This window comes from Bombella sp. ESL0380 (genome assembly GCF_009725805.1).
Classification (GTDB): domain Bacteria; phylum Pseudomonadota; class Alphaproteobacteria; order Acetobacterales; family Acetobacteraceae; genus Bombella; species Bombella apis.
Genome location: NZ_WNIH01000003.1, coordinates 600,982 through 620,243, shown reverse-complemented (window position 1 = coordinate 620,243; position 19,262 = coordinate 600,982). Strand labels below are relative to the sequence as shown.

At 57.9% G+C, this 19,262-nt stretch carries 18 protein-coding genes and 1 tRNA gene; 6 read left to right on the top strand and 13 right to left on the bottom strand.

The genetic code is table 11. The features are described 5' to 3' along the window. Positions 1 to 170: 170 nt before the first annotated feature. The 3 genes from GM608_RS03875 to GM608_RS03865 form a co-directional block, all read right to left on the bottom strand. Positions 171 to 245, bottom strand: a tRNA-Val gene (locus tag GM608_RS03875). A gap of 89 nt (positions 246 to 334) precedes the next feature. Beyond that, complete coding sequence (locus GM608_RS03870) at positions 335 to 2,224, bottom strand: hypothetical protein (RefSeq protein ID WP_333645046.1); 1,890 nt, start codon at positions 2,222 to 2,224, stop codon at positions 335 to 337. A gap of 4 nt (positions 2,225 to 2,228) precedes the next feature. Next, the gene (locus GM608_RS03865) at positions 2,229 to 3,143 is read right to left on the bottom strand and encodes a mitochondrial fission ELM1 family protein (protein ID WP_333645045.1); all 915 of its coding nucleotides are present in this window, start codon (positions 3,141 to 3,143) and stop codon (positions 2,229 to 2,231) included. Between the two features lie 104 nt (positions 3,144 to 3,247). Between GM608_RS03865 and GM608_RS03860 the strand changes: the two genes are divergently transcribed. Next, complete coding sequence (locus GM608_RS03860) at positions 3,248 to 4,405, top strand: DEAD/DEAH box helicase (RefSeq protein WP_333645043.1); 1,158 nt, start codon at positions 3,248 to 3,250, stop codon at positions 4,403 to 4,405. Between the two features lie 58 nt (positions 4,406 to 4,463). Here the strand turns inward: GM608_RS03860 and glyA are convergent, their stop codons facing one another. Then, positions 4,464 to 5,759: a serine hydroxymethyltransferase gene (gene glyA, locus GM608_RS03855; RefSeq protein ID WP_081563108.1), complete on the bottom strand. Its 1,296-nt coding sequence runs from the start codon at positions 5,757 to 5,759 to the stop codon at positions 4,464 to 4,466. A 107-nt stretch (positions 5,760 to 5,866) separates the two neighbouring features. Here glyA and GM608_RS03850 point away from each other — a divergent pair, with 107 nt between their 5' ends. From GM608_RS03850 to GM608_RS03830, 5 genes are all read left to right on the top strand, one after another. Continuing rightward, positions 5,867 to 7,330, top strand: a complete 1,464-nt coding sequence (locus GM608_RS03850) for an APC family permease (RefSeq protein ID WP_086431021.1) — start codon at positions 5,867 to 5,869, stop codon at positions 7,328 to 7,330. A gap of 101 nt (positions 7,331 to 7,431) precedes the next feature. After that, complete coding sequence (locus GM608_RS03845; protein ID WP_043560304.1) at positions 7,432 to 8,874, top strand: APC family permease; 1,443 nt, start codon at positions 7,432 to 7,434, stop codon at positions 8,872 to 8,874. 51 nt (positions 8,875 to 8,925) lie between these two features. Beyond that, positions 8,926 to 10,371, top strand: a complete 1,446-nt coding sequence (locus GM608_RS03840; RefSeq protein ID WP_081563106.1) for an amino acid permease — start codon at positions 8,926 to 8,928, stop codon at positions 10,369 to 10,371. 94 nt (positions 10,372 to 10,465) lie between these two features. Then, positions 10,466 to 11,461, top strand: coding sequence for a porphobilinogen synthase (hemB, locus tag GM608_RS03835; protein ID WP_043560310.1), 996 nt, complete (start codon positions 10,466 to 10,468; stop codon positions 11,459 to 11,461). Further along, positions 11,355 to 11,852, top strand: coding sequence for a YraN family protein (locus GM608_RS03830; protein WP_257788388.1), 498 nt, complete (start codon positions 11,355 to 11,357; stop codon positions 11,850 to 11,852). Before hemB ends, GM608_RS03830 begins: the two co-directional genes overlap by 107 nt. 85 nt (positions 11,853 to 11,937) lie before the next feature. Here the strand turns inward: GM608_RS03830 and GM608_RS03825 are convergent, their stop codons facing one another. The 9 genes from GM608_RS03825 to purB all read right to left on the bottom strand — a co-directional run bounded on the left by GM608_RS03825 (position 11,938) and on the right by purB (position 19,171). Continuing rightward, positions 11,938 to 12,255, bottom strand: a complete 318-nt coding sequence (locus tag GM608_RS03825) for a hypothetical protein (RefSeq protein WP_103765496.1) — start codon at positions 12,253 to 12,255, stop codon at positions 11,938 to 11,940. A 152-nt stretch (positions 12,256 to 12,407) separates the two neighbouring features. Continuing rightward, the gene (grxD, locus tag GM608_RS03820; protein WP_043560315.1) at positions 12,408 to 12,743 is read right to left on the bottom strand and encodes a Grx4 family monothiol glutaredoxin; all 336 of its coding nucleotides are present in this window, start codon (positions 12,741 to 12,743) and stop codon (positions 12,408 to 12,410) included. Between the two features lie 18 nt (positions 12,744 to 12,761). Next, the gene (locus GM608_RS03815; RefSeq protein WP_081563465.1) at positions 12,762 to 12,989 is read right to left on the bottom strand and encodes a BolA/IbaG family iron-sulfur metabolism protein; all 228 of its coding nucleotides are present in this window, start codon (positions 12,987 to 12,989) and stop codon (positions 12,762 to 12,764) included. A 31-nt stretch (positions 12,990 to 13,020) separates the two neighbouring features. Continuing rightward, on the bottom strand, positions 13,021 to 15,264 hold the full coding sequence (purL, locus tag GM608_RS03810) for a phosphoribosylformylglycinamidine synthase subunit PurL (RefSeq protein WP_052349074.1): 2,244 nt from the start codon (positions 15,262 to 15,264) through the stop codon (positions 13,021 to 13,023). Then, entirely contained in the window at positions 15,264 to 15,962 is a 699-nt protein-coding gene (purQ, locus tag GM608_RS03805; RefSeq protein ID WP_043560318.1) for a phosphoribosylformylglycinamidine synthase subunit PurQ, read from the bottom strand. The genes purL and purQ overlap by 1 nt, the downstream gene beginning before the upstream one ends. Positions 15,963 to 15,979: 17 nt before the next feature. Beyond that, positions 15,980 to 16,732: a Rap1a/Tai family immunity protein gene (locus tag GM608_RS03800; protein ID WP_052349075.1), complete on the bottom strand. Its 753-nt coding sequence runs from the start codon at positions 16,730 to 16,732 to the stop codon at positions 15,980 to 15,982. After that, the gene (gene purS / locus GM608_RS03795; RefSeq protein WP_103765495.1) at positions 16,729 to 16,971 is read right to left on the bottom strand and encodes a phosphoribosylformylglycinamidine synthase subunit PurS; all 243 of its coding nucleotides are present in this window, start codon (positions 16,969 to 16,971) and stop codon (positions 16,729 to 16,731) included. Before purS ends, GM608_RS03800 begins: the two co-directional genes overlap by 4 nt. Next, entirely contained in the window at positions 16,971 to 17,732 is a 762-nt protein-coding gene (gene purC, locus GM608_RS03790) for a phosphoribosylaminoimidazolesuccinocarboxamide synthase (protein ID WP_043560324.1), read from the bottom strand. The genes purS and purC overlap by 1 nt, the downstream gene beginning before the upstream one ends. 107 nt (positions 17,733 to 17,839) lie before the next feature. After that, positions 17,840 to 19,171, bottom strand: a complete 1,332-nt coding sequence (purB, locus tag GM608_RS03785; protein WP_333645040.1) for an adenylosuccinate lyase — start codon at positions 19,169 to 19,171, stop codon at positions 17,840 to 17,842. Positions 19,172 to 19,262 lie beyond the last annotated feature (91 nt).

The following is a 19,262-nucleotide window of genomic DNA, read 5'->3' as shown; positions in this document are numbered from 1 at the left end:
AATTTTATCTCGTGGAATTGGGCAAGAACAATACCGACAAAACGAAATCCGGTCAGTTCAACCAAAAGCTGTCATTTTAAAAATGACGACACAAAGTCACCGTCAATTAAAAACAATAAGGCAGCAAAACAACTGCAAAAGCGAAAAACGACATCTTTTCAGGAAAGCCATGGTGGATGCGACAGGGATTGAACCTGTGACCCCTGCCGTGTGAAGGCAGTGCTCTACCGCTGAGCTACGCATCCGTCTCTTTGGATGAGCGCCTTATACCGCTCTCCCCCGGCACTTGCAAGAGCAATAAGGGAGAACGGTACAGATTATTTCAATAACCCTCTCAAAAACCAAACATGTGATCCAGAGAGAAACTCCCAACGCCATTCTCCAGCCCATGATACCCGAACAGACGGCAGGTCAGGTCCCGTATGAGAACATACCCCCCCTCTCCTGCCTTCTGTAACAGCTCCGCATCAAAAAGCTCATGAGGCTTCAGAAGCCAGGAACCGGAAGGCTGAATACTGATGGTCTCCTGCGCCACTTCAGCCCCATTGGCAGCGTGAAGATGCAGACAGGTCCTGGAAGGCTGACGCCCATCCCGCAGGGACGTGGGATAGATCAGATGGCAGAAGCTTTTCAGGGTAACACCATCAAGCTTCTGCCCCAGCTTCAGGAACAGCCGGGTGGTCAGGCCCGGCGGTGGACCTGCATAAGACTGCGGCTCATTCCGCCAGGTCATCATGGTGTTGAAAATATGTCCACCAAAACTGGTTTCGGCGGCATGATCTGTCCCGATATGGCGATAACGCATCAGCGCATGAGGCCAGCCATCTCCCTCCCCCCCATCACGGAAATCATAGACCAGCTCCGCATGACCGGGCTGATTCATCAGTTCATGCAGGGCCACGGCTCCCTGATGATTCCGGGGCAGATTACCCAGAAAATGACTGCCACAGCTCTGGCCTGCTTCATCAAACAGATCCAGCCTCATCGGCAGGCTCTCCAGGGCTTCCGACATGGGGGTCGGCTGGACGAAACTCGTATAGACAGCCGGGTCCGGCACCGGAAAAGGCAGAACGAAACCACGCCCAAGCAACGGGGACATCGTGCGGATTGCCGGGTCCGGCAGCAGATCGGCACGCTCAACATTCATATGGGCAATACGGGTCCGGCCCCTCTGCACAACCTCGTAGCGGGGCCGCACCAGATGCTGCCCGGAACGAAGTTCAAGCTGGGCTGGCCATTCCAGATCAGGAAACAACGCTCCCACATCAACAGCGACCGTCTCATAAGGTCCGATAACCTGCTTTACCGCACGATGCTCTTCCTCGCCCATCGGGTTCAGCGTGATCGCCCCTGACGGAATGGCCGTGCCATGACTGTTCTGTATCCAGAGGCGGACCGTCTCCTCGTCGTCTGGAGCTGGCAATGTGGCAAAGCGCATGGAAGGCCAGGCATTGGCATCATGGGTAACAGACAGGCTGGGATCACCATTCCGGCCAAAACTGTCCAGCGCATATTTCACGACATCATGGCCTTTCGCCCCGATGACATGAATGAAAAGCTGTCCAACAAAATCTGGCAGGCCAAACTGTTTCTTCACCGTGCGGCTGTCAATCACTACACCCGCATCAGCCTCTTCCACCTCCTCAAACCATTCAGCCAGAACGTGACCAGTAACATCAAAGAGCCGCAACCAATAGCGGATCGTTTCTGCACCATAATTCGACCAATAATTCGCCGTAACCAGCCTGGTGCTGAACTGTTCAGTCTCCCGGAAAAAGGCAAAATTGGTCGCAAAATTGCATTTGTCCAGATAAGGCCGCCGGTAAGGCAGAAATTTATCCGGCAACCGTGCATCCCCCAGAGTATGAAGAGGCTTCCCTCCGAGAAATCCCCCAAGACGGGACCGCATCCTGGTATCATCAAAAGACAGGGCCAGGACCGCATCCGCATCAATCTCGGCAATGTGGACGACAGCCTTTTTCTGCCCGCCAAATCCATCAGGCTGCCCGACCTGCTCGCTATCATGCGTCAGGATGACGGAAGGCTGAAGAGCAGGATACAGCCCGCATACTGTCGGCAGGTACCCCTCCGGGTCATAAACGGCAAGAGAGCAGTGCTGAAGCGTCTGCTCCAGCTCTTTCATTCCCTCTACAACCAGAGGGTGAGACAAAGCCTTATAAAGGACGTTCCCCCCCTGCGGGCCAAATGTCTTGATATCCAGCATTGGGTCATCCTTCCTGATTGAACTGAATACGGCGATGTATTTCTTCTGCTGCCAGAGAAGTATCGTCAAGTCTTTTACAAGGAGAAAACGAAACGTTTCTTAAAGAAGACTGCACACGTCCCTCTTTTTCAAGTATCTCGACGAACCTCTCAAGCCTTGAAGACCGACCCTTCAATGGCAGAATACAGACAGGGCGATCCGTCGCCACTGCTTCGGAGATCATGGATACACTATCCTGCGTCACAGCCAGAGCATCAGCGCAGGCCAGCAGTCCCATATAAGGATTCTCATTCCCTTTTCCTTCCATCACGACACCCCCCAGAGGCATCAGGCGCTCCCGCAGCACCTCCAAAGCCTGCCGTGATGTCCGTCTGGATGGTGTCAGCACGCAGCGAACACCAGTTACCTGCATGAAACCGGCCAGCTTCTCCGACAGGACCGCAGCTTCGGCCTCTTCCAACCTGTACCGCCCATTGGAGCCACCCAGAAGCACCCCCAACACCTTTTCTGCCCCTGCCCGGACACGATCCTTCCACAGCTTGCCAGCTTCTTCCAGACGGGCCGGTGTAACATCATGCATGGCTGTACGGACTGAAAGCACATTCGGCCCCTCAAGCCGGTCATGCTGACTGGCCACGACAAGAGCAAAGGGGGAGAGTTTCGCTCGTGGGTGCTGTATCTGCACTACTGGCAGACCGTACCGTTTTCCGAGAGCCGCCCCGGCCACGCCGCCCTTTCCACCCACGCTGATGATGAGACGGGTTGCAGAAGAAAGGCTGAATGGGGCAAAAAGACCCAGAGAATGCGGCCAGAAACGGACGGACAGACGTGAGACCAGCCTTCCCCTGTTGGTGATGACAGGATGGAACTCCCACGAAAAACCCGTCCGCTCTGCCAGCCCTCGCCCCTGGGATCTCATTCCGGCGAAATCTTCAGCTATGATGGCTGCATGCATTCCTGATCTCCTGCGGGTATGGTCCCGTGCATCACATCGACATCCCTCTTCTGGCAAGAACAGCATTCATGACACAAACAGATTTTACAGACCTCGGCCTTTCAGACGAGCTGGCACAGGCCGCCCGGAAAGCAGGCATGGCCAGACCAACCCCCATACAGCAGCAGGGCATCCCCCCCCTTCTGGCGGGGCGTGACGTTCTCCTGCCCGGCCAGACCGGCACGGGCAAGACGGCAGCTTTCGTCCTGCCCGCCCTCCAGAAACTGGCCAGCCTCAAACAGGACGGAACTGCCGGGTCCATTCCACGGGTCCTGATCCTAGAGCCAACCCGTGACCTCGCCATGCAGACAGCCGGGGTCTGCCGTCAGCTGGGCCGTCAACTTCCCCTCCGCACGCGGGTCATCTGTGGCGGCGTGCCCCGTGACCAGCAGGCACGCTCACTGGAACAGGGAGCCGACATCATCGTCGCCACACATGGCCGCCTTCTGGACTTCGTGGAGAAAGGCGAACTGTCGCTGGAACACATCATCTATCTGGTGCTGGATGAGGCTGACCGTCTTCTGGATGAAGAATTCTCCGCCAGCATGACGGCTCTCGTGCCCTATATCGCCGACCGGCCCCAGACCATCTTCTGTTCCGCCACGCTGCCGGAACCTGTCATGGCACTGGCAAAACAGGTTACGAAAGACCCCGTGCGGGTGGAACCCGGCGAGGAAGAGGTCACGCCACGGCGCATCCGCCAGCAGGCCCTGTTCATCACCGAGGCGCAGAAAGACACCCTGCTCCTGACACTTCTGGAACGGTCAGGAGCACAAGCCAAAGACGGAACGGGTCGAAGCATCATCTTCACGAAGACGAAGCAGAAAGCCGATTCCGTCGCAAAACTCCTGAGAAAAACCGGATACAGGGCCATTGCCCTGCATGGCGGGCAGACGCAGGGAGACCGGAAAAAGACTCTGGACCGCTACCAGAATCAGACCGGGTCCATCCTCGTGACAACGGACATTGCCGCCCGCGGACTTGATATTGACGACATCCAGCTCGTCGTGAACATGGACCTGCCCCAGACGCCAGAACTCTACATTCACCGCATCGGCCGGACAGCCCGTGCGGGAAAGCAGGGGCGGGCCGTCACGTTCGCCACGCTGGAAGAACGGACCCGCCTGCGGGATATTGAGAAGCACATCCAGTACCGCATCCGCATCATCACGACGGAAACGCTATAGAACGGCCTTCCTGCCGGGGGCTGACTGGCACGCCCTCCCCCGGCAGAACTGAACATGATCAGGCAGACGCACGATCATAGATCGGGAAGCGAGCACACAGCTCCTTCACATCCTTGCGGATACGCTCGAAGGTAGCGTCATCATTCTCATCAGCGCTCAGCACGGCATCAATCATGCGAGCCACCTGACGGAACTCTGCCTCACCGAAACCACGGGCCGTGGCGGCCGGGCTGCCCAAACGCACGCCAGAGGTGACGAACGGCTTTTCAGGATCGAACGGCACGGCATTCTTGTTGGCGGTGATGCCAGCACGTTCCATAAGGGCCTCGGCCTTCTTGCCGGTCACCTTCTTGGGGCGCAGGTCCACCAGCACAAGATGAGTATCCGTACCACCCGTCACGATATCGAACCCACATTTCAGCAGCTCGTCAGCCAGCGCACGGGCATTTGCCTGCACACGCTGCTGATATTCCTTGAACTCACCCTGCAGGGCCTCACCGAAAGCTACAGCCTTACCGGCGATGACGTGCATCAATGGGCCACCCTGGAGACCAGGGAACACCGCAGAGTTGATCTTCTTGGCGATCTCCGCATCGTTGGTCATGATGATGCCGCCACGGGGGCCACGCAGCGTCTTATGTGTCGTGGAAGTCGTGATATCAGCGTGAGGAACCGGGCTGGGATAGAGGCCAGCCGCCACAAGCCCGGCGAAATGGGCCATGTCCACCATCAGATAGGCACCGACCTCATCAGCAATCTTGCGGAAACGGGGGAAGTCGATCACGCGGGGATAGGCCGAGCTGCCCGCCACGATGATGCGGGGTTTGTGCTCACGGGCCAGACGCTCCATCTCCTCGTAATCGAGCAGGCCGTCCTCGCCACGCACACCGTACTGCACAGCCTTGAACCATTTGCCGGAATAGTTCGGGGCTGCACCGTGGGTCAGGTGGCCACCGGCGGCAAGGCTCATGCCGAGGATGGTGTCACCCGGCTTTGCCAGTGCCATGAAGGCCGCCTGATTGGCATTGGCACCGGAATGGGGCTGGACATTGACGAATTCAGCACCGAAAAGTTTCTTCAGACGGTCGATGGCAAGATTCTCGACCTTGTCCACATCAACGCAGCCACCATAATAGCGGCGACCCGGCAGACCCTCGGCATATTTGTTGGTCAGGACGGACCCCTGAGCCTCCATTACGGCGAAAGACGCCATGTTCTCAGAAGCGATCAGCTCGATGCCATCCTGCTGGCGTTCAAGCTCGGCATTCAGGATCGCACTGACTTCATGATCCCTCTCCTTGAGGGGGGCATGAAAGAAAGAATGCAGACCGGCCTGATTGGTGCTTTTGGACATTGTCATCCATCTCCCGCAAAAAAACTCTTTTCTTTCTATAGGCGCGAGAGCTAAGCGCGTCTATCGTCGCAGGTTAATTACGTTTAAAAAATGCGAGAGACCCACCAATGACCTTGCCCTTCTGGCAGACCAAACAAGTCCCCCCTCCAGAAAGTCAGAACAGTGGACTGAAAAGGGTGTTCGGCCCCTGGCGTCTCATCGCCATGGGTGTTGGCGTCACCGTTGGCACGGGTCTCTTTTCCCTTACAGGCGTTGCTGCCGGACAGAATGCCGGCCCGGCAGTCATCATCTCTTTCCTCATCGCCGCCATCGCCGCCAGCTTCGCTGGGCTCTGCTATGCCGAGCTGGCCGGGATGCTGCCCTCCGGCGGGTCCGCCTATGCCTACGCCTACGCCGGACTGGGTGAAATTGTCGCCTGGATCATCGGCTGGGACCTGATTCTGGAATATACGGTCGGGGCGGCGGCCGTCGCCTCCAGTGCTTCGGGCTACATCGCCTCCCTGCTGAAGGGATGGAACATCATCATTGACCCGAGACTGCTTGCGCCACCAATGACGGATGTCGTCATGCCGGATGGTCACACCGCCCATGCGTGGTGCAACGCACCGGGAATGTTGCTTCTCTTCATCATCACCCTGATGCTGATGCGGGGCACAAACTTCTCCGTCCGTCTCAACTCGCTGGTCGTGCTGGTAAAGATTCTCGTCATCGTCGGCCTGATCATCGTCTGCACGCCTTTTGTCGATACCAGCAATTTCCACCCCTTCATCCCGGCCAATACGGGGAAATTCGGAGAATTCGGGATCAGCGGCATCATGCGGGCTGCTGGCATGGCCTTTTTTGCCTATGTGGGCATCGACATTGTGTCCACCGCCGCACAGGACACGAAGAACCCCCAGCGCAACATGCCGATCGGCATTCTGGGGAGCCTGCTGACCTGTGCTGTCATCTATGTCGTTTTCTCCACCATCCTTCTTGGTGTGGTGGACTATCGTGCCCTCGCCCATGACCCCAGCCCCGTTGCCACGGCCATGGACAAGATTCATATGCCATGGATGGCCGTGCTGGTGAAAATCGGCATCACCTTCGGTTTCATCTCCGTGCTGTTCGGCCTGCTCATCGGGCAGAGCCGGATTGCCATGAACATGGCCGATGACGGCCTTCTGCCCCCCTTCCTTGCCAGACTGCACAAAGGCACCAGCACGCCCTGGACGGCCCATATCATCACTGCGGCAACGGCCGCCGTGCTGACGGGCTGCGTCCCCATCGCCACGTTGGGGGAGATGACCTCCATCGGCACCCTGCTCGCCTTCGTCATCGTCTGTGCCGGCGTGACGGCCCTGCGCTTCCGGGCACCGGAGGCACCACGCAGCTTCCAGGTGCCGGGCGGGCCGTTCGCCGTGCCTCTGCTGGGGATCATTTCCTGCGGGATCGTCATGGGATCCATGAGCCCGCTCACATGGATGCGTCTGATCCTCTGGCTGGCAGTCGGCTTCTGCGTCTATTTCGCTTATGGCATCAGGAAAAGTAGACTACGCAATAATTCTACAAAACAGGGTGGAAATTTATAATATTCTTCCATAGAAGAGAGATCACCCTGGATGCGGTTCCCCGCAAAGGATACCGCATCCGGGGCAGACCAGAAACGACCGGACATGAGATCTTCTTCCCCATGATGTCATCCCTGTGGCGCAAAAAGGCCATCACCTCTTCCACTCCTCCATCCACCGGACTGAAGCGCATCTTCGGGACGTGGCAGCTCATCGCCATTGGAGTGGGTGTAACCATAGGGGCCGGTCTTTTTTCCCTCACAGGTGTGGCAGCAGGACTTTATGCCGGCCCGGCCATTCCGCTCGCCTTCCTCATCGCTGCGGTTGCCGCCAGCTTTGCCGGTCTCTGCTATGCCGAACTGGCAGGCATGATCCCCTCTGGCGGATCGGCCTACTCCTACGCCTATGCCGCCCTCGGTGAATTCGTTGCCTGGGTCATCGGGTGGGACCTGATCCTTGAATATACCGTCAGCACGGCGGCCGTCGCCTCCAGCTGGTCCGGCTACATGACCTCCTTCCTCCGGGATTGGGGCATTGTCATCGATCCACGGCTCCTGAACCCGCCCATGACGCTGGTTGAACTGCCCGACGGCCACAAGGCCCATGCGTGGTTCAATGCTCCCTGCCTGTTCATCCTCTGGCTGGTCACCATCATGCTGACACGGGGCATGAAAGAATCCTCCTGGATGAATGCGCTCATCGTGGGCATCAAAATCTGCGTGCTGGTCGGCCTGACCGTTGCCTGCATCCCCTATGTCCAACTGGCCCATTTTCATCCCTTCATCCCCCCCAACGGAGGACATTATGGGGATTTTGGCTTCAGTGGTGTCATGCGGGCAGCCGGGATGGCCTTTCTCGCCTATATCGGGTTCGACATCGTCTCCACGGCGGCGCAGGACACAAAGAACCCCCAGCGTTCCATGCCCTTCGCCATCCTGGGCAGCCAGATCATCTGTGCAACCGTCTATGTCATCGTATCGGCCGTGCTGGTTGGCGTGGTGGACTACCACCACTTCGCCCATGACCCCAGCCCCGTGGCTACCGTCATGGATGTCGTCAACATCCCGTGGCTCAGCCTGCTCATCAAAGGCGGCATCTGTCTGGGCTATGTGTCTGTCGTCTATGGCCTGCTGATGGGCCAGAGCCGCATCCTGATGAGCATGTCCCAGGATGGCCTGCTGCCCACCTTCTTCCGCCGGATGCACCCGAAAAGCCATACGCCGGTGCCCAGCCACATGCTCAGCTTCCTTGTCAGTGGCGTACTGGCCTGCTGCCTGCCCATCAATGTGCTGGCCAACATGGCATCCATCGGAACCCTGACAGCCTTCGTGATTGTCTGCGCAGGTGTCATCGCCCTGCGTTTCACATCTCCCGATGCGCCCCGCACCTTTCGCCTGCCCGGAGGGCCGCTTCTGATCCCCTGCCTGGGCATCATCTCCTGCGGCAGTGTCATGCTCTCCATGAGCCTGATCACATGGATGCGTCTAATTATCTGGTTGGTCATTGGTGCTGTCATCTATTTCGCTTATAGCATACGGCACAGTCATCTCAGGACGAACGGCTGAACGGCCGTCCTCCTGTTCTGGACGACACCGAAACATCGTGGAGCAAAGTACATGAGACGGCCTTTCTGGCGTACCAAACCAATATCCCAGGCGGCAGCCCCCGAAACAGGGCTACATCGTGTACTGGGGCCGTGGCAGCTGATTGCCCTGGGTGTTGGTGTCACTGTCGGTGCTGGCCTGTTCTCCATGACGGGCGTAGCCGCAGGGCAGTATGCCGGCCCTGCCGTGACGCTTTCCTTCATGATCGCCGCCATTGCCTGCGCTTTTGCCGGTCTCTGCTATGCCGAACTAGCCGGAATGATTCCCGAGGCCGGGTCCGCCTACACCTACGCCTATACCTCCATGGGGGAAGGTATCGCCTGGATCATCGGCTGGGATCTTATCCTGGAATATACGGTAAACGCTTCCACGGTAGCAGCCAGCTGGTCAGGCTATTTTGCCAGCCTGATGCATGAAATCGGCATTTCGCTGGATCCCCGCCTGCTGGCCCCTACCGGTGCCTCCATCATGACGTCAGACGGGCAGTTCGTCCGCGCCTGGTTCAATGCTCCTGCCGTCTTCATCATCTGCGCCGTCACCTGCCTGCTGATGTGTGGCACCAGGGGCTCCAGCAAGATCAACATGGCCATCGTGGCTCTCAAGCTGCTGATTATCGGAAGCGTGACGGTCATCTGCCTGCCACACATCAGCGCTGCCAACCTGCACCCTTTCATTCCGGCCAATACAGGGCAGTTCGGACAGTTCGGCGCAAGTGGCGTGATGCGGGCTGCGGGGCTCATTTTCTTCGCCTATATCGGTTTTGATATTGTCTCCACAGCGGCGCAGGACAGCCACAACCCCCAGCGCAACATCCCCCTGAGCGTATTGGGCAGCCTGGTGCTGGCCGCCGTCATCTACGCCATTTTTTCCTTCGTGATTGTCGGTGTCGTCAATTACCGGGCCATGCTGCATGACCCCAACCCGGTCGCCACGGTCCTGCACAGCCTGCATATCCCCTGGTTCTCTGCCCTGATAACCTTCGGCATAGCCTTGGGGTATATCTCCGTCATCTATGGGCTGCTCATGGGCCAAAGCCGCATCTGTCTCTCCATGGCCAGAGACGGCCTGCTGCCCTCCCTCTTCGAAACCCTGAACAGACGCAGCCGGACACCGTGGTCCTCACATATCATCACAGCCGTGGTGGCGAGCATTCTGGCAGCCTGCCTGCCCATCGACATCCTTGGCAAGATGACCTCCATCGGGACACTGCTCGCCTTCATCATTGTCTGTTTCGGTGTAATGGTCCTGCGCCTCCGTCAACCGAATGCAGTGCGTCGCTTCAAGACACCGGGGGGGCCATTCCTCGTCCCCATCCTCGGTATCCTGTCCTGCGGAACCGTCATGCTTTCCATGGACATCATGACATGGATCAGGCTGGCCCTCTGGCTCTTGGTCGGCCTTGGAATCTACGCCGTTTATGGTCTGCACCGCAGCCGCCTCAAACATACACACCACTGAAAGCCACCATCTCCTCCATGAAGCCACCCTCCTGCGAGGGTGGCTTTTTTTAAGGGGTCTGGTCATACGGGATTTCAACAGGCATCATGCCTGCATGATGATACATTCTTTTCCCCACACCCGCCTGCGTCGCAATCGTCACGATGACGCCACACGCCGCCTTGTCAGCGAAACACACCTGCATGTCGATAATCTGATCTGGCCAATTTTTGTCTGTGAGGGCGAAAAACAGCGTCAGAAAGTACAGGCCATGCCGGGCGTGGAACGTGTGAGTCTCGATCTGCTAGCGGAGCATGTCCGCCCCGCTGTCGAGCTGGGCATACCAGCTGTCGCTCTCTTCCCCGTCACGCCCATGGAAAAACGTGACGAGATGGGAACGGAAGCCCTGAACCCCAGCAACCTGATGTGCCGGGCTGCCCGGATACTGAAAGCCGCCTATCCCGGGCTTGCTCTCGTCGGGGATGTGGCTCTGGACCCCTACACCTCCCACGGGCATGATGGCCTAGTACGGGATGGACAGATTCTGAATGATGAGTCCGTCGAGGTTCTTCGCAAACAGGCCCTCAACCAGGCAGAGGCCGGCATCGACATCATTGCTCCCTCCGACATGATGGATGGGCGCGTCCGGGCCATCCGCTCCACGCTGGATGAAAATGGGTACCAGACAACCCGCATCATGGCCTATGCAGCCAAGTATGCATCTGCATTCTACGGTCCGTTCCGCAACGCTCTGGGCTCCGATGCCCTGCTCGGCGGAGACAAGAAAAGCTACCAGATGGACCCCGCCAATAGTGATGAAGCCCTGCGCGAAGTTGCCATGGACCTTGCAGAAGGGGCCGACATGATCATGGTCAAACCAGGGATGCCTTATCTGGACATCATCCGCCGGGTGCGTGACAGTTTTGCCGCACCGACATTCGCCTACCAGGTCTCCGGTGAATATTCCATGATCATGGCCGCCATTGAGAATGGCTGGCTGGACCGTGAGAAGACCATTCTGGAAAGTCTCATGGCCTTCCGTCGTGCCGGCTGCCACGGCATCCTCACCTATTTTGCTGTCGAAGCAGCCCGTCTGCTGCGTGCCCGCTAAACCATCTTCTCTCACCCCGCCTCCTCACCGCAGGAAGCGGGGTAGCTTGGCCTATCAGGCAGGTAAACAGGCTGAAGATGCTGCTGCAGAATTTCTGGCCAGACAAGGGTATACCCCCTTGGCAAGAAGGCTACGAACTCCCTGCGGAGAAATCGACCTCCTTGTCGCCAATGATGAGTGGCTTCTTGCCATTGAGGTCAAGCAACGCACAACCCTGAGCGAAGCCCGGTACGCTCTTTCGCCCCAACAGAGCCAACGCCTGCTCCGGGCTTTTGCCTTCATTCTCGAGACAAGACCAGACTGGCAGCGCCCCAATACCCGGCTGGATGTGCTGGTCATCGATAAGACGGGACGCATTGAACAGATAGAGGATGCCCTCCGTCTATACTGACCACTTCATCCGAACAAAAAGAAACCCCACAAAGGCCAATTCAGCCTGCGGGGTTTCCCATTTTCATGCTCACAGGGAGACAGGCTCACCCGCGGCGATGATGCGTATTCCGCTGATGCCTGCTGACAACATGGCCATGGAAAGCCACGGTCCGGACAGCAACAGCCCGATGATAATGTGAAGCGGCCAGACGGGTCGGCACAGCGCCACGTGTATGGAACGCTGCCCGACGGGCAACCGTCACATGATGAAAGGCCGATGGCGGGGCGATGAGCGCACTGAATGTCAGCTTGCTCGCCTCATGCTCTGTCAGGATACGATCTGCATGGGCAGAAGGAGCAGACGCCAGCCCCACAAACCCCAGAAGCCCAAAAAGAACCCCTCCCTTAAGGGATTTCACCATGTCATCAACCCTCCACCTTTACCCCAAGCCGCTACAACAGGGATGGACCTCATTCTACAAATAATGGGCAACTCTAATCACAACAGGATGAAGAAAGCAACGTTGGAAGCCTACGCTGACCTTTATTTAATGAGGACCATCCTGCTCTGAAATCAGTCCCCGTTTTTCAGCAGGCCCTTCTCTGCCAGAAGGCTCTCCAGCTCACCGCTCTGGTACATGTCCGTCACGATGTCACACCCGCCAATAAACTCACCCTTCACATAAAGCTGTGGAATTGTCGGCCACTGGGAAAAATCCTTGATACCCTGACGCATCTCCGGGCTTTCCAGCACATTCTCCGTTTCAAAATCCACACCCACATGGGTAAGAATCTGCACAACACGAGCAGAGAACCCACATTGCGGAAACTGCTTGTCGCCCTTCATGAAGAGCATGACGGGATTCTTGTCCACCAGGGACTGGATGGTCTGAAAAACAGCCTCATTCATTTGATCATGTCCTCTCGATCAACCAGGAATACGTGTCTTGACGGCCAGAGCATGAAGCTCTGTTCCGACACGGTCCCCGAAAGCTTCATAAACCAGCTTGTGCTGCTTTACCCGTGGCACACCACGAAATGCCTCGCTGACGACCTCACAGGCAAAATGGTCGCCATCACCTGCGAGGTCTTCAACCACAATCTCGGCATCAGGAAAAGCTGCCCGGAGGGTCTTCTCTATCTCTTCTGCTGTCATCATGGTCGAAGCCTCCTTACTCTTCGTTTCCTCAGGATATTTCATCCAGATGCACGACCGGAGCATCCTCCTCTTTCTGCCCCATGAAACGGGGGAAGAAAGAGGCATGCTGCTTACGGAGATGTTCAACCGATACCGCCATGACGCCATCAAGCTTCAACACATCACCGCCGATACGGCCCAAGCGGGATACCGGTACACCAGCCGCCTGTGCAGCCTCCAGCACTGCATCAGCCTGCTTCGTGGCCAGTACATACCGGGCCTGATCCTCAGCAAACCAGTAGACATGCTCTGCCAGTCCGGCCGGTCCTTTTTCAAGGATGCATCCCCTGTCACCTGCCATGGCCATCTCAGCCAAAGCAACGATCAGGCCGCCGTCTGACACATCATGACAGGCTTCGACAAGACCTTTCTGGATCTGCTCACGCACGAAGTCGCCATTGCGCCGCTCTGCCGTAAAATCAACAGCCGGCGGGGCTCCTTCCTCACGACCCAGGATTTCCTTCAGCCAGATGGACTGACCCAGCTCCCCCCTGGTCTCACCAACCAGAAGAAGCTCACCGTCCTGCGGCATGGCCAGACCAACGGCCTTCCGGACATCATCCAGAACACCGACACCACCAATCACAGGAGCTGGCTGAATGGCCGTCACCGAACCATCATCACCACGGGTCTCATTATACAGGGAGACATTGCCGCTGACGACCGGGAAGTCCAGAGCACGCCCCGCATCGCCAATCCCTTTCACAGCCTCGACGAACTGCGCCATGATACGTGGATTTTCCGGGCTGGCAAAATTGAGATTGTCCGTCATGGCCAATGGTGTGGCACCTGTGGCTGTCAGGTTCCGCCACACTTCCAGCACGGCCTGAGCTCCCCCAACATACGGATCAGCCTGACCGTACCGTGGTGTGCAGTCGGTCGTCATGGCGAGAGCACGGTCAGTCCCTTCCACCCGGACGATGGCCGCATCAGCCCCACCGGGACGCTGGACAGTCTGCCCGCCCACGCCGCTGTCATACTGGTTCCATATCCATGCACGGGAGGCCCCATTGGCACCCGCCAGAAGGCGGCAGAGGCCTGCCTCTATTCCACATGGATCAGCAGGCGCCACCAGAGCAGGCTGCCGTTCATACGCCACCGTAGGCCGGTCATAGATCGGAGCCTCATCGGCCAGCGGACCGAGAGGAATATCCGCTTCAACCTTTCCATTATGCCGCACGATGATGCGTCCACTGTCAGTCAGCTTTCCGACAATGGCAAAATCCAGTTCCCACTTCTCGAAAATCCGGCGAGCTTCTTCCGTTCTGTCAGGACGCAGCACCATGAGCATGCGTTCCTGACTCTCGGAAAGCATCATCTCATAGGCATGCATGTTGGGCTCACGCTGCGGAACATGATCCAGCTCCAGATCAATCCCGACACCACCCTTGCTGGCCATTTCCACGGCAGATGAAGTCAGGCCCGCTGCCCCCATGTCCTGAATGGAAATCACCGCATCGGTGGCCATCAGCTCCAGACACGCCTCCAGCAGAAGTTTCTCGGTGAAGGGGTCCCCCACCTGCACGGTCGGGCGTTTGGAGCTTGATTCGGAATCAAACTCCGCTGAAGACATGGTGGCACCATGAATCCCGTCACGCCCCGTCTTGGAGCCGACATAAACAACCGGATTACCTACACCTGCCGCAGCTGAGAGGAAGATACGGTCCTGCCGGGCAATCCCGACCGTCATCGCATTGACCAGCGGATTGCAGTTATAGGAAGAATGGAAGTTCACCTCACCGCCAACGGTCGGTACCCCCATGCAGTTGCCATAGCCACCAATACCGCGCACGACACCATCCACCACACGCTTGGTATCCTTGTGGGAGGCATCACCAAAGCGCAGGGCATTCAGGTTGGCTATGGGGCGGGCACCCATGGTGAACACATCACGCAGGATACCACCAACACCCGTTGCGGCTCCCTGATAGGGTTCAATGAATGACGGATGATTGTGACTTTCCATCTTGAAGACGGCGGCCAAGCCTTCTCCAATATCAATCACACCGGCATTCTCACCCGGACCGTGGATGACCCATGGAGCCTTGGTGGGCAATGTCTTGAGATGAAGACGGGATGACTTGTAGGAACAGTGCTCCGACCACATGACGGAGAAAATGCCAAGCTCTGTCAGGCTCGGCGTCCGTCCCATGATGTTCAGCACCGTCTCATATTCGTCATCTTTCAGGCCGAAAGAACGTGCAAGCTCGATATCAACAGGTGCTGCTGTCATCAGCCCAGTGCCTCCATGATCCCGTTAAAGAGCGGCAAGCCGTCCGTGCCGCCAAGGATCTCCTCTGTCAGATTTTCAGGGTGCGGCATGAGACCACAGACACGGCGGTTCTCACTCAGCACACCGGCAATGGACCGGGCACTGCCATTCATGTTTACGTGCTCGTCCCCGTCCTTCACCTGCCCCTCTGCGGTGCAGTAACGGAAAGCGACACGGCCTTCTCCCTCCAGACGGTCCAACACGTCTGGCGCAGCCGTGTAGTTGCCGTCCCCATGGGCCATGGGTGCACGGAAAACATCACCATGCTTCCAGCCAGACGTGAAGATGCTGTCACGGCCTTCAACCTTCAGGTGACAGTCCTGCGAGAGGAAGCGCATCCCCGCATTACGCAGGAGCGCCCCCGGCAACATCTGGGCTTCCGTCAGAATCTGGAAACCATTGCAGACACCAAGGACATAACCACCCTTCTCGGCGAACTGGCGCACGGCTTTCATGATCGGTGAATGAGCCCCCATGGCACCGCTGCGGAGATAGTCCCCAAAGCTGAACCCACCGGGGAGGACGATCAGGTCAAACCCTTCGACACTGTCCTGCTGATGCCAGAGCATCTGAGGTGTCCGGCCGGATACCACCCGGAAGGCCTGAGCCATGTCGCGCTCCCGATTGGTGCCCGGAAAAACGACGATACCTGTTTTCATTGACTGTCTACTGTCCTCTACTGAGCCGCTGGTGCCGAGGCGATGGGCCGTATCGTGGAAGAGCACGGATAGTTGTCATGCAGGGCCCGGTAGATGCCACGCCCGGCGGGTTCGTTCATGGCATCTTCATGACCAGCATACCACCCGACAACCAAAGCCCGGAGCTGGGCTCCCCGGATTTCCTTCGGGACACAGAAAGCCACCGGTGTATGGACTCCCTCGACCGTGGAATAATTGCGGGCCCAGACCTCACTGTCCATCGTTCCGGCCAGATAGCCGTCACAGGCGAGCAGGCCACTCTCATGCGTGCACATGGAGACGAGGCCACGTCCCGGCAGAGAAGAAATATTCTGCGCTTCAGCCCTCTGTTCAACATACATGCCGGCCATGCCCGTAGGGCAGGCATAGTTGGCATGAAGGGCCTGATAGACGGCCCGTCCGGCAGGCTGGGCGGCCACGCCATCATGACCAGCCAACCAACCGACAACAAGCGACCGGACCTGAATACCCTTGATCCCCGCAGGCAGACAGAAAGCCGTCGCAGGGCGCGCCCCGACCAGAGCCCCAAAACTCTGCGACCAGGCAGCACCATCGACCACACCGGCCAGATAGGACCCGCAGGCAGCCCGCTTGGACTCTTTCTGGCAGAACTTTTCCAGCTCAGCGCCTGAAAGAGATGAAATACGCTGAGCGTGAGCCGCAGTCCCCAAGAACACGCATGCCATGCTGAAAAACAGGGCAAGCCCTGTCTGCCGAACAGACTTTTTCATCCAACCACCTCTACCCGAAAATCCTCAATCACCTCATTGGCCAGAAGAGCACGAGCCATTTCAGCTCCCTTCTCCTTGGCCGCCTCTGCACTGTCAGTCTTCACGCACAGATCCACCACACGGCTGATCCGCACATCAGATGCCTCCTCGAACCCGAGAGAATGCAACGCATGCTCCACTGCCTTGCCCTGCGGATCCAGCACACCGTCCTTCAGAGAAACAAACACCCTAACCTTCATCACACACTCTCCGCAGCTACGCTTTCAGCCTGGCCATGTTCCGGAAGGATACCCAGACGACGTGCCACTTCCTGATAGGCCTCACCGACGCCACCCATGTCCCGACGGAACCTGTCCTTGTCCATCTTCTCCTGTGTCCGGCTGTCCCACAGACGACAATTGTCTGGTGAAATCTCGTCAGCCAGGACTATCCTCATCTCGTCCCCCTGCCAGAGACGACCGAACTCCAGCTTGAAATCAATCAACGTGATCCCGACACCCGTAAACAGGCCGCACAGGAAGTCGTTCACCCGCAGGGCGAGGCTCTGGATTTCCTCAAGCTCCTGCGGATGCGCCCAGCCGAATGTGGCAATATGCTCTTCGGAAACCAGCGGGTCATTCAGCGCATCATTCTTGTAATAATATTCCACAAGGGTCCGGGACAGACGCTCACCTTCAGGCAGGGCAAAACGCTTGGAAAGGGACCCCGCCACAACATTGCGGACCACGACCTCCAGCGGAATGATCTCCACCTCCCGCACCAGCTGTTCGCGCATGTTCAGGCTGCGGATAAAGTGGGTGGGAATGCCCAGCTCCCCCAGACGCTGCATCAGATATTCGCTGATCCGGTTGTTGAGAACACCCTTGCCCGTAATGACGCCACTCTTGGCCCCATTGCCTGCCGTTGCATCATCCTTGAAGTACTGGACGACCGTTCCCGGCTCCGGCCCTTCAAAAATGATCTTGGCTTTTCCCTCATAAATCTGACGACGGCGAGCCATGTCATTCAATCCTTAATCGATGCACCTACAGGTCGTCCGGGCAGCCTAGCACAGCTGGACGCCCTTAGACGAGCCTGAGATCAGGCCGGCAGCTCCGGCCCTGCTGTTCAGCCAAAAACGCGGGCAAATATCTGGTCCACTGCACGGAGATGCCGTGCGGGATCCAGAGCATCATCAAGCACGGCCTTCTCGACCCGTCCGGCCACCTCGGGATCAGCCTCCAGATTTTCACGGAATGTCCGGCCTTCTGGCGTACCGAGCTTCGTCCATGTTGCCATGGCGGCACGCTGGACGATCCGGTAGGCATCCTCCCGGGAAATGCCAGCACGGGCCAGAACCAGCAGCACCTCGCCAGAATGGACCACGCCACCAAGGCTTTCCACATTGGCAAGCATCTGGTCTGGATAGACCACCAGTTTCTCCATCATCCCGGTCAGGCGGGCCAGGGCGAAGTCCAGCGTGACCGTCCCATCCGGGCAGATGTTCCGCTCCACAGAGGAATGGCTGATGTCACGCTCGTGCCACAGGGCCACATTCTCCAGCGCCGGAGTGACATAAGAGCGGATGAGGCGGGCCAGGCCCGTCAGGTTTTCGGACAGAACCGGGTTCCGCTTGTGGGGCATGGCCGAGCTGCCCTTCTGCCCGGCATGGAAGAATTCTTCTGCCTCACGCACCTCAGAGCGCTGGAGATGCCGTACTTCCGTTGCCAGACGCTCGATCCCGCTGGCGATCACGCCCAGAGCGCAGAAAAAAGCCGCATGACGGTCACGGGGGATCACCTGCGTGGAGACAGCCTCCGCCTTCAGCCCCAGGTGATTGGCCACATATTCTTCCACCTCGGGAGAGATATGGGCATAGGTACCCACCGCACCGGAAATGGCACAGACGGCGATTTCCTCACGGGCCACCTCAAGACGGCGACGGTTGCGGGCAAACTCGGCATAATGCCCGGCCAGCTTCTGACCGAAGCTCATCGGTTCAGCATGGATGCCGTGACTGCGCCCGATGGTGACGGTATGTTTGTGCTCATGGGCACGCTTTTTCAGTGCAGCCAGAAGGATGTCCATGTCCTCCAGGAGAATATCGGCCGCCTGCGTCAGCTGTACGGCCAAACAGGTATCCAGGACATCAGAGGATGTCATGCCCATGTGGACAAAACGGCTCTCCGGTCCGACCTTTTCTGCCAGCCATGTCAGGAAGGCAATGACGTCATGGCGGGTTTCGGCTTCAATCTCATCAATCCGGGCCACATCAGCATCGGAGAATGCCGCCATGGCCTCATCACCCTTCGTGCGGATGATCCTGGCAGCTTCTTCCGGAATCTCCCCTCTCTTGGCAAGCGCCTCACAGGCCAGAGCCTCAATCTCGAACCAGATGCGGTAACGGTTGACCGGTGACCAGATGGCCGTCATCCGAGGACGCGAATAGCGGGGAACCATGACGTAACTCCTGCAGAAAAAGCAATCCAGCCCTGCTTACCCCAAACAGTACCCTCTTGCCAGAGCCGACAGCGAAAAGAGACCGGCTTTT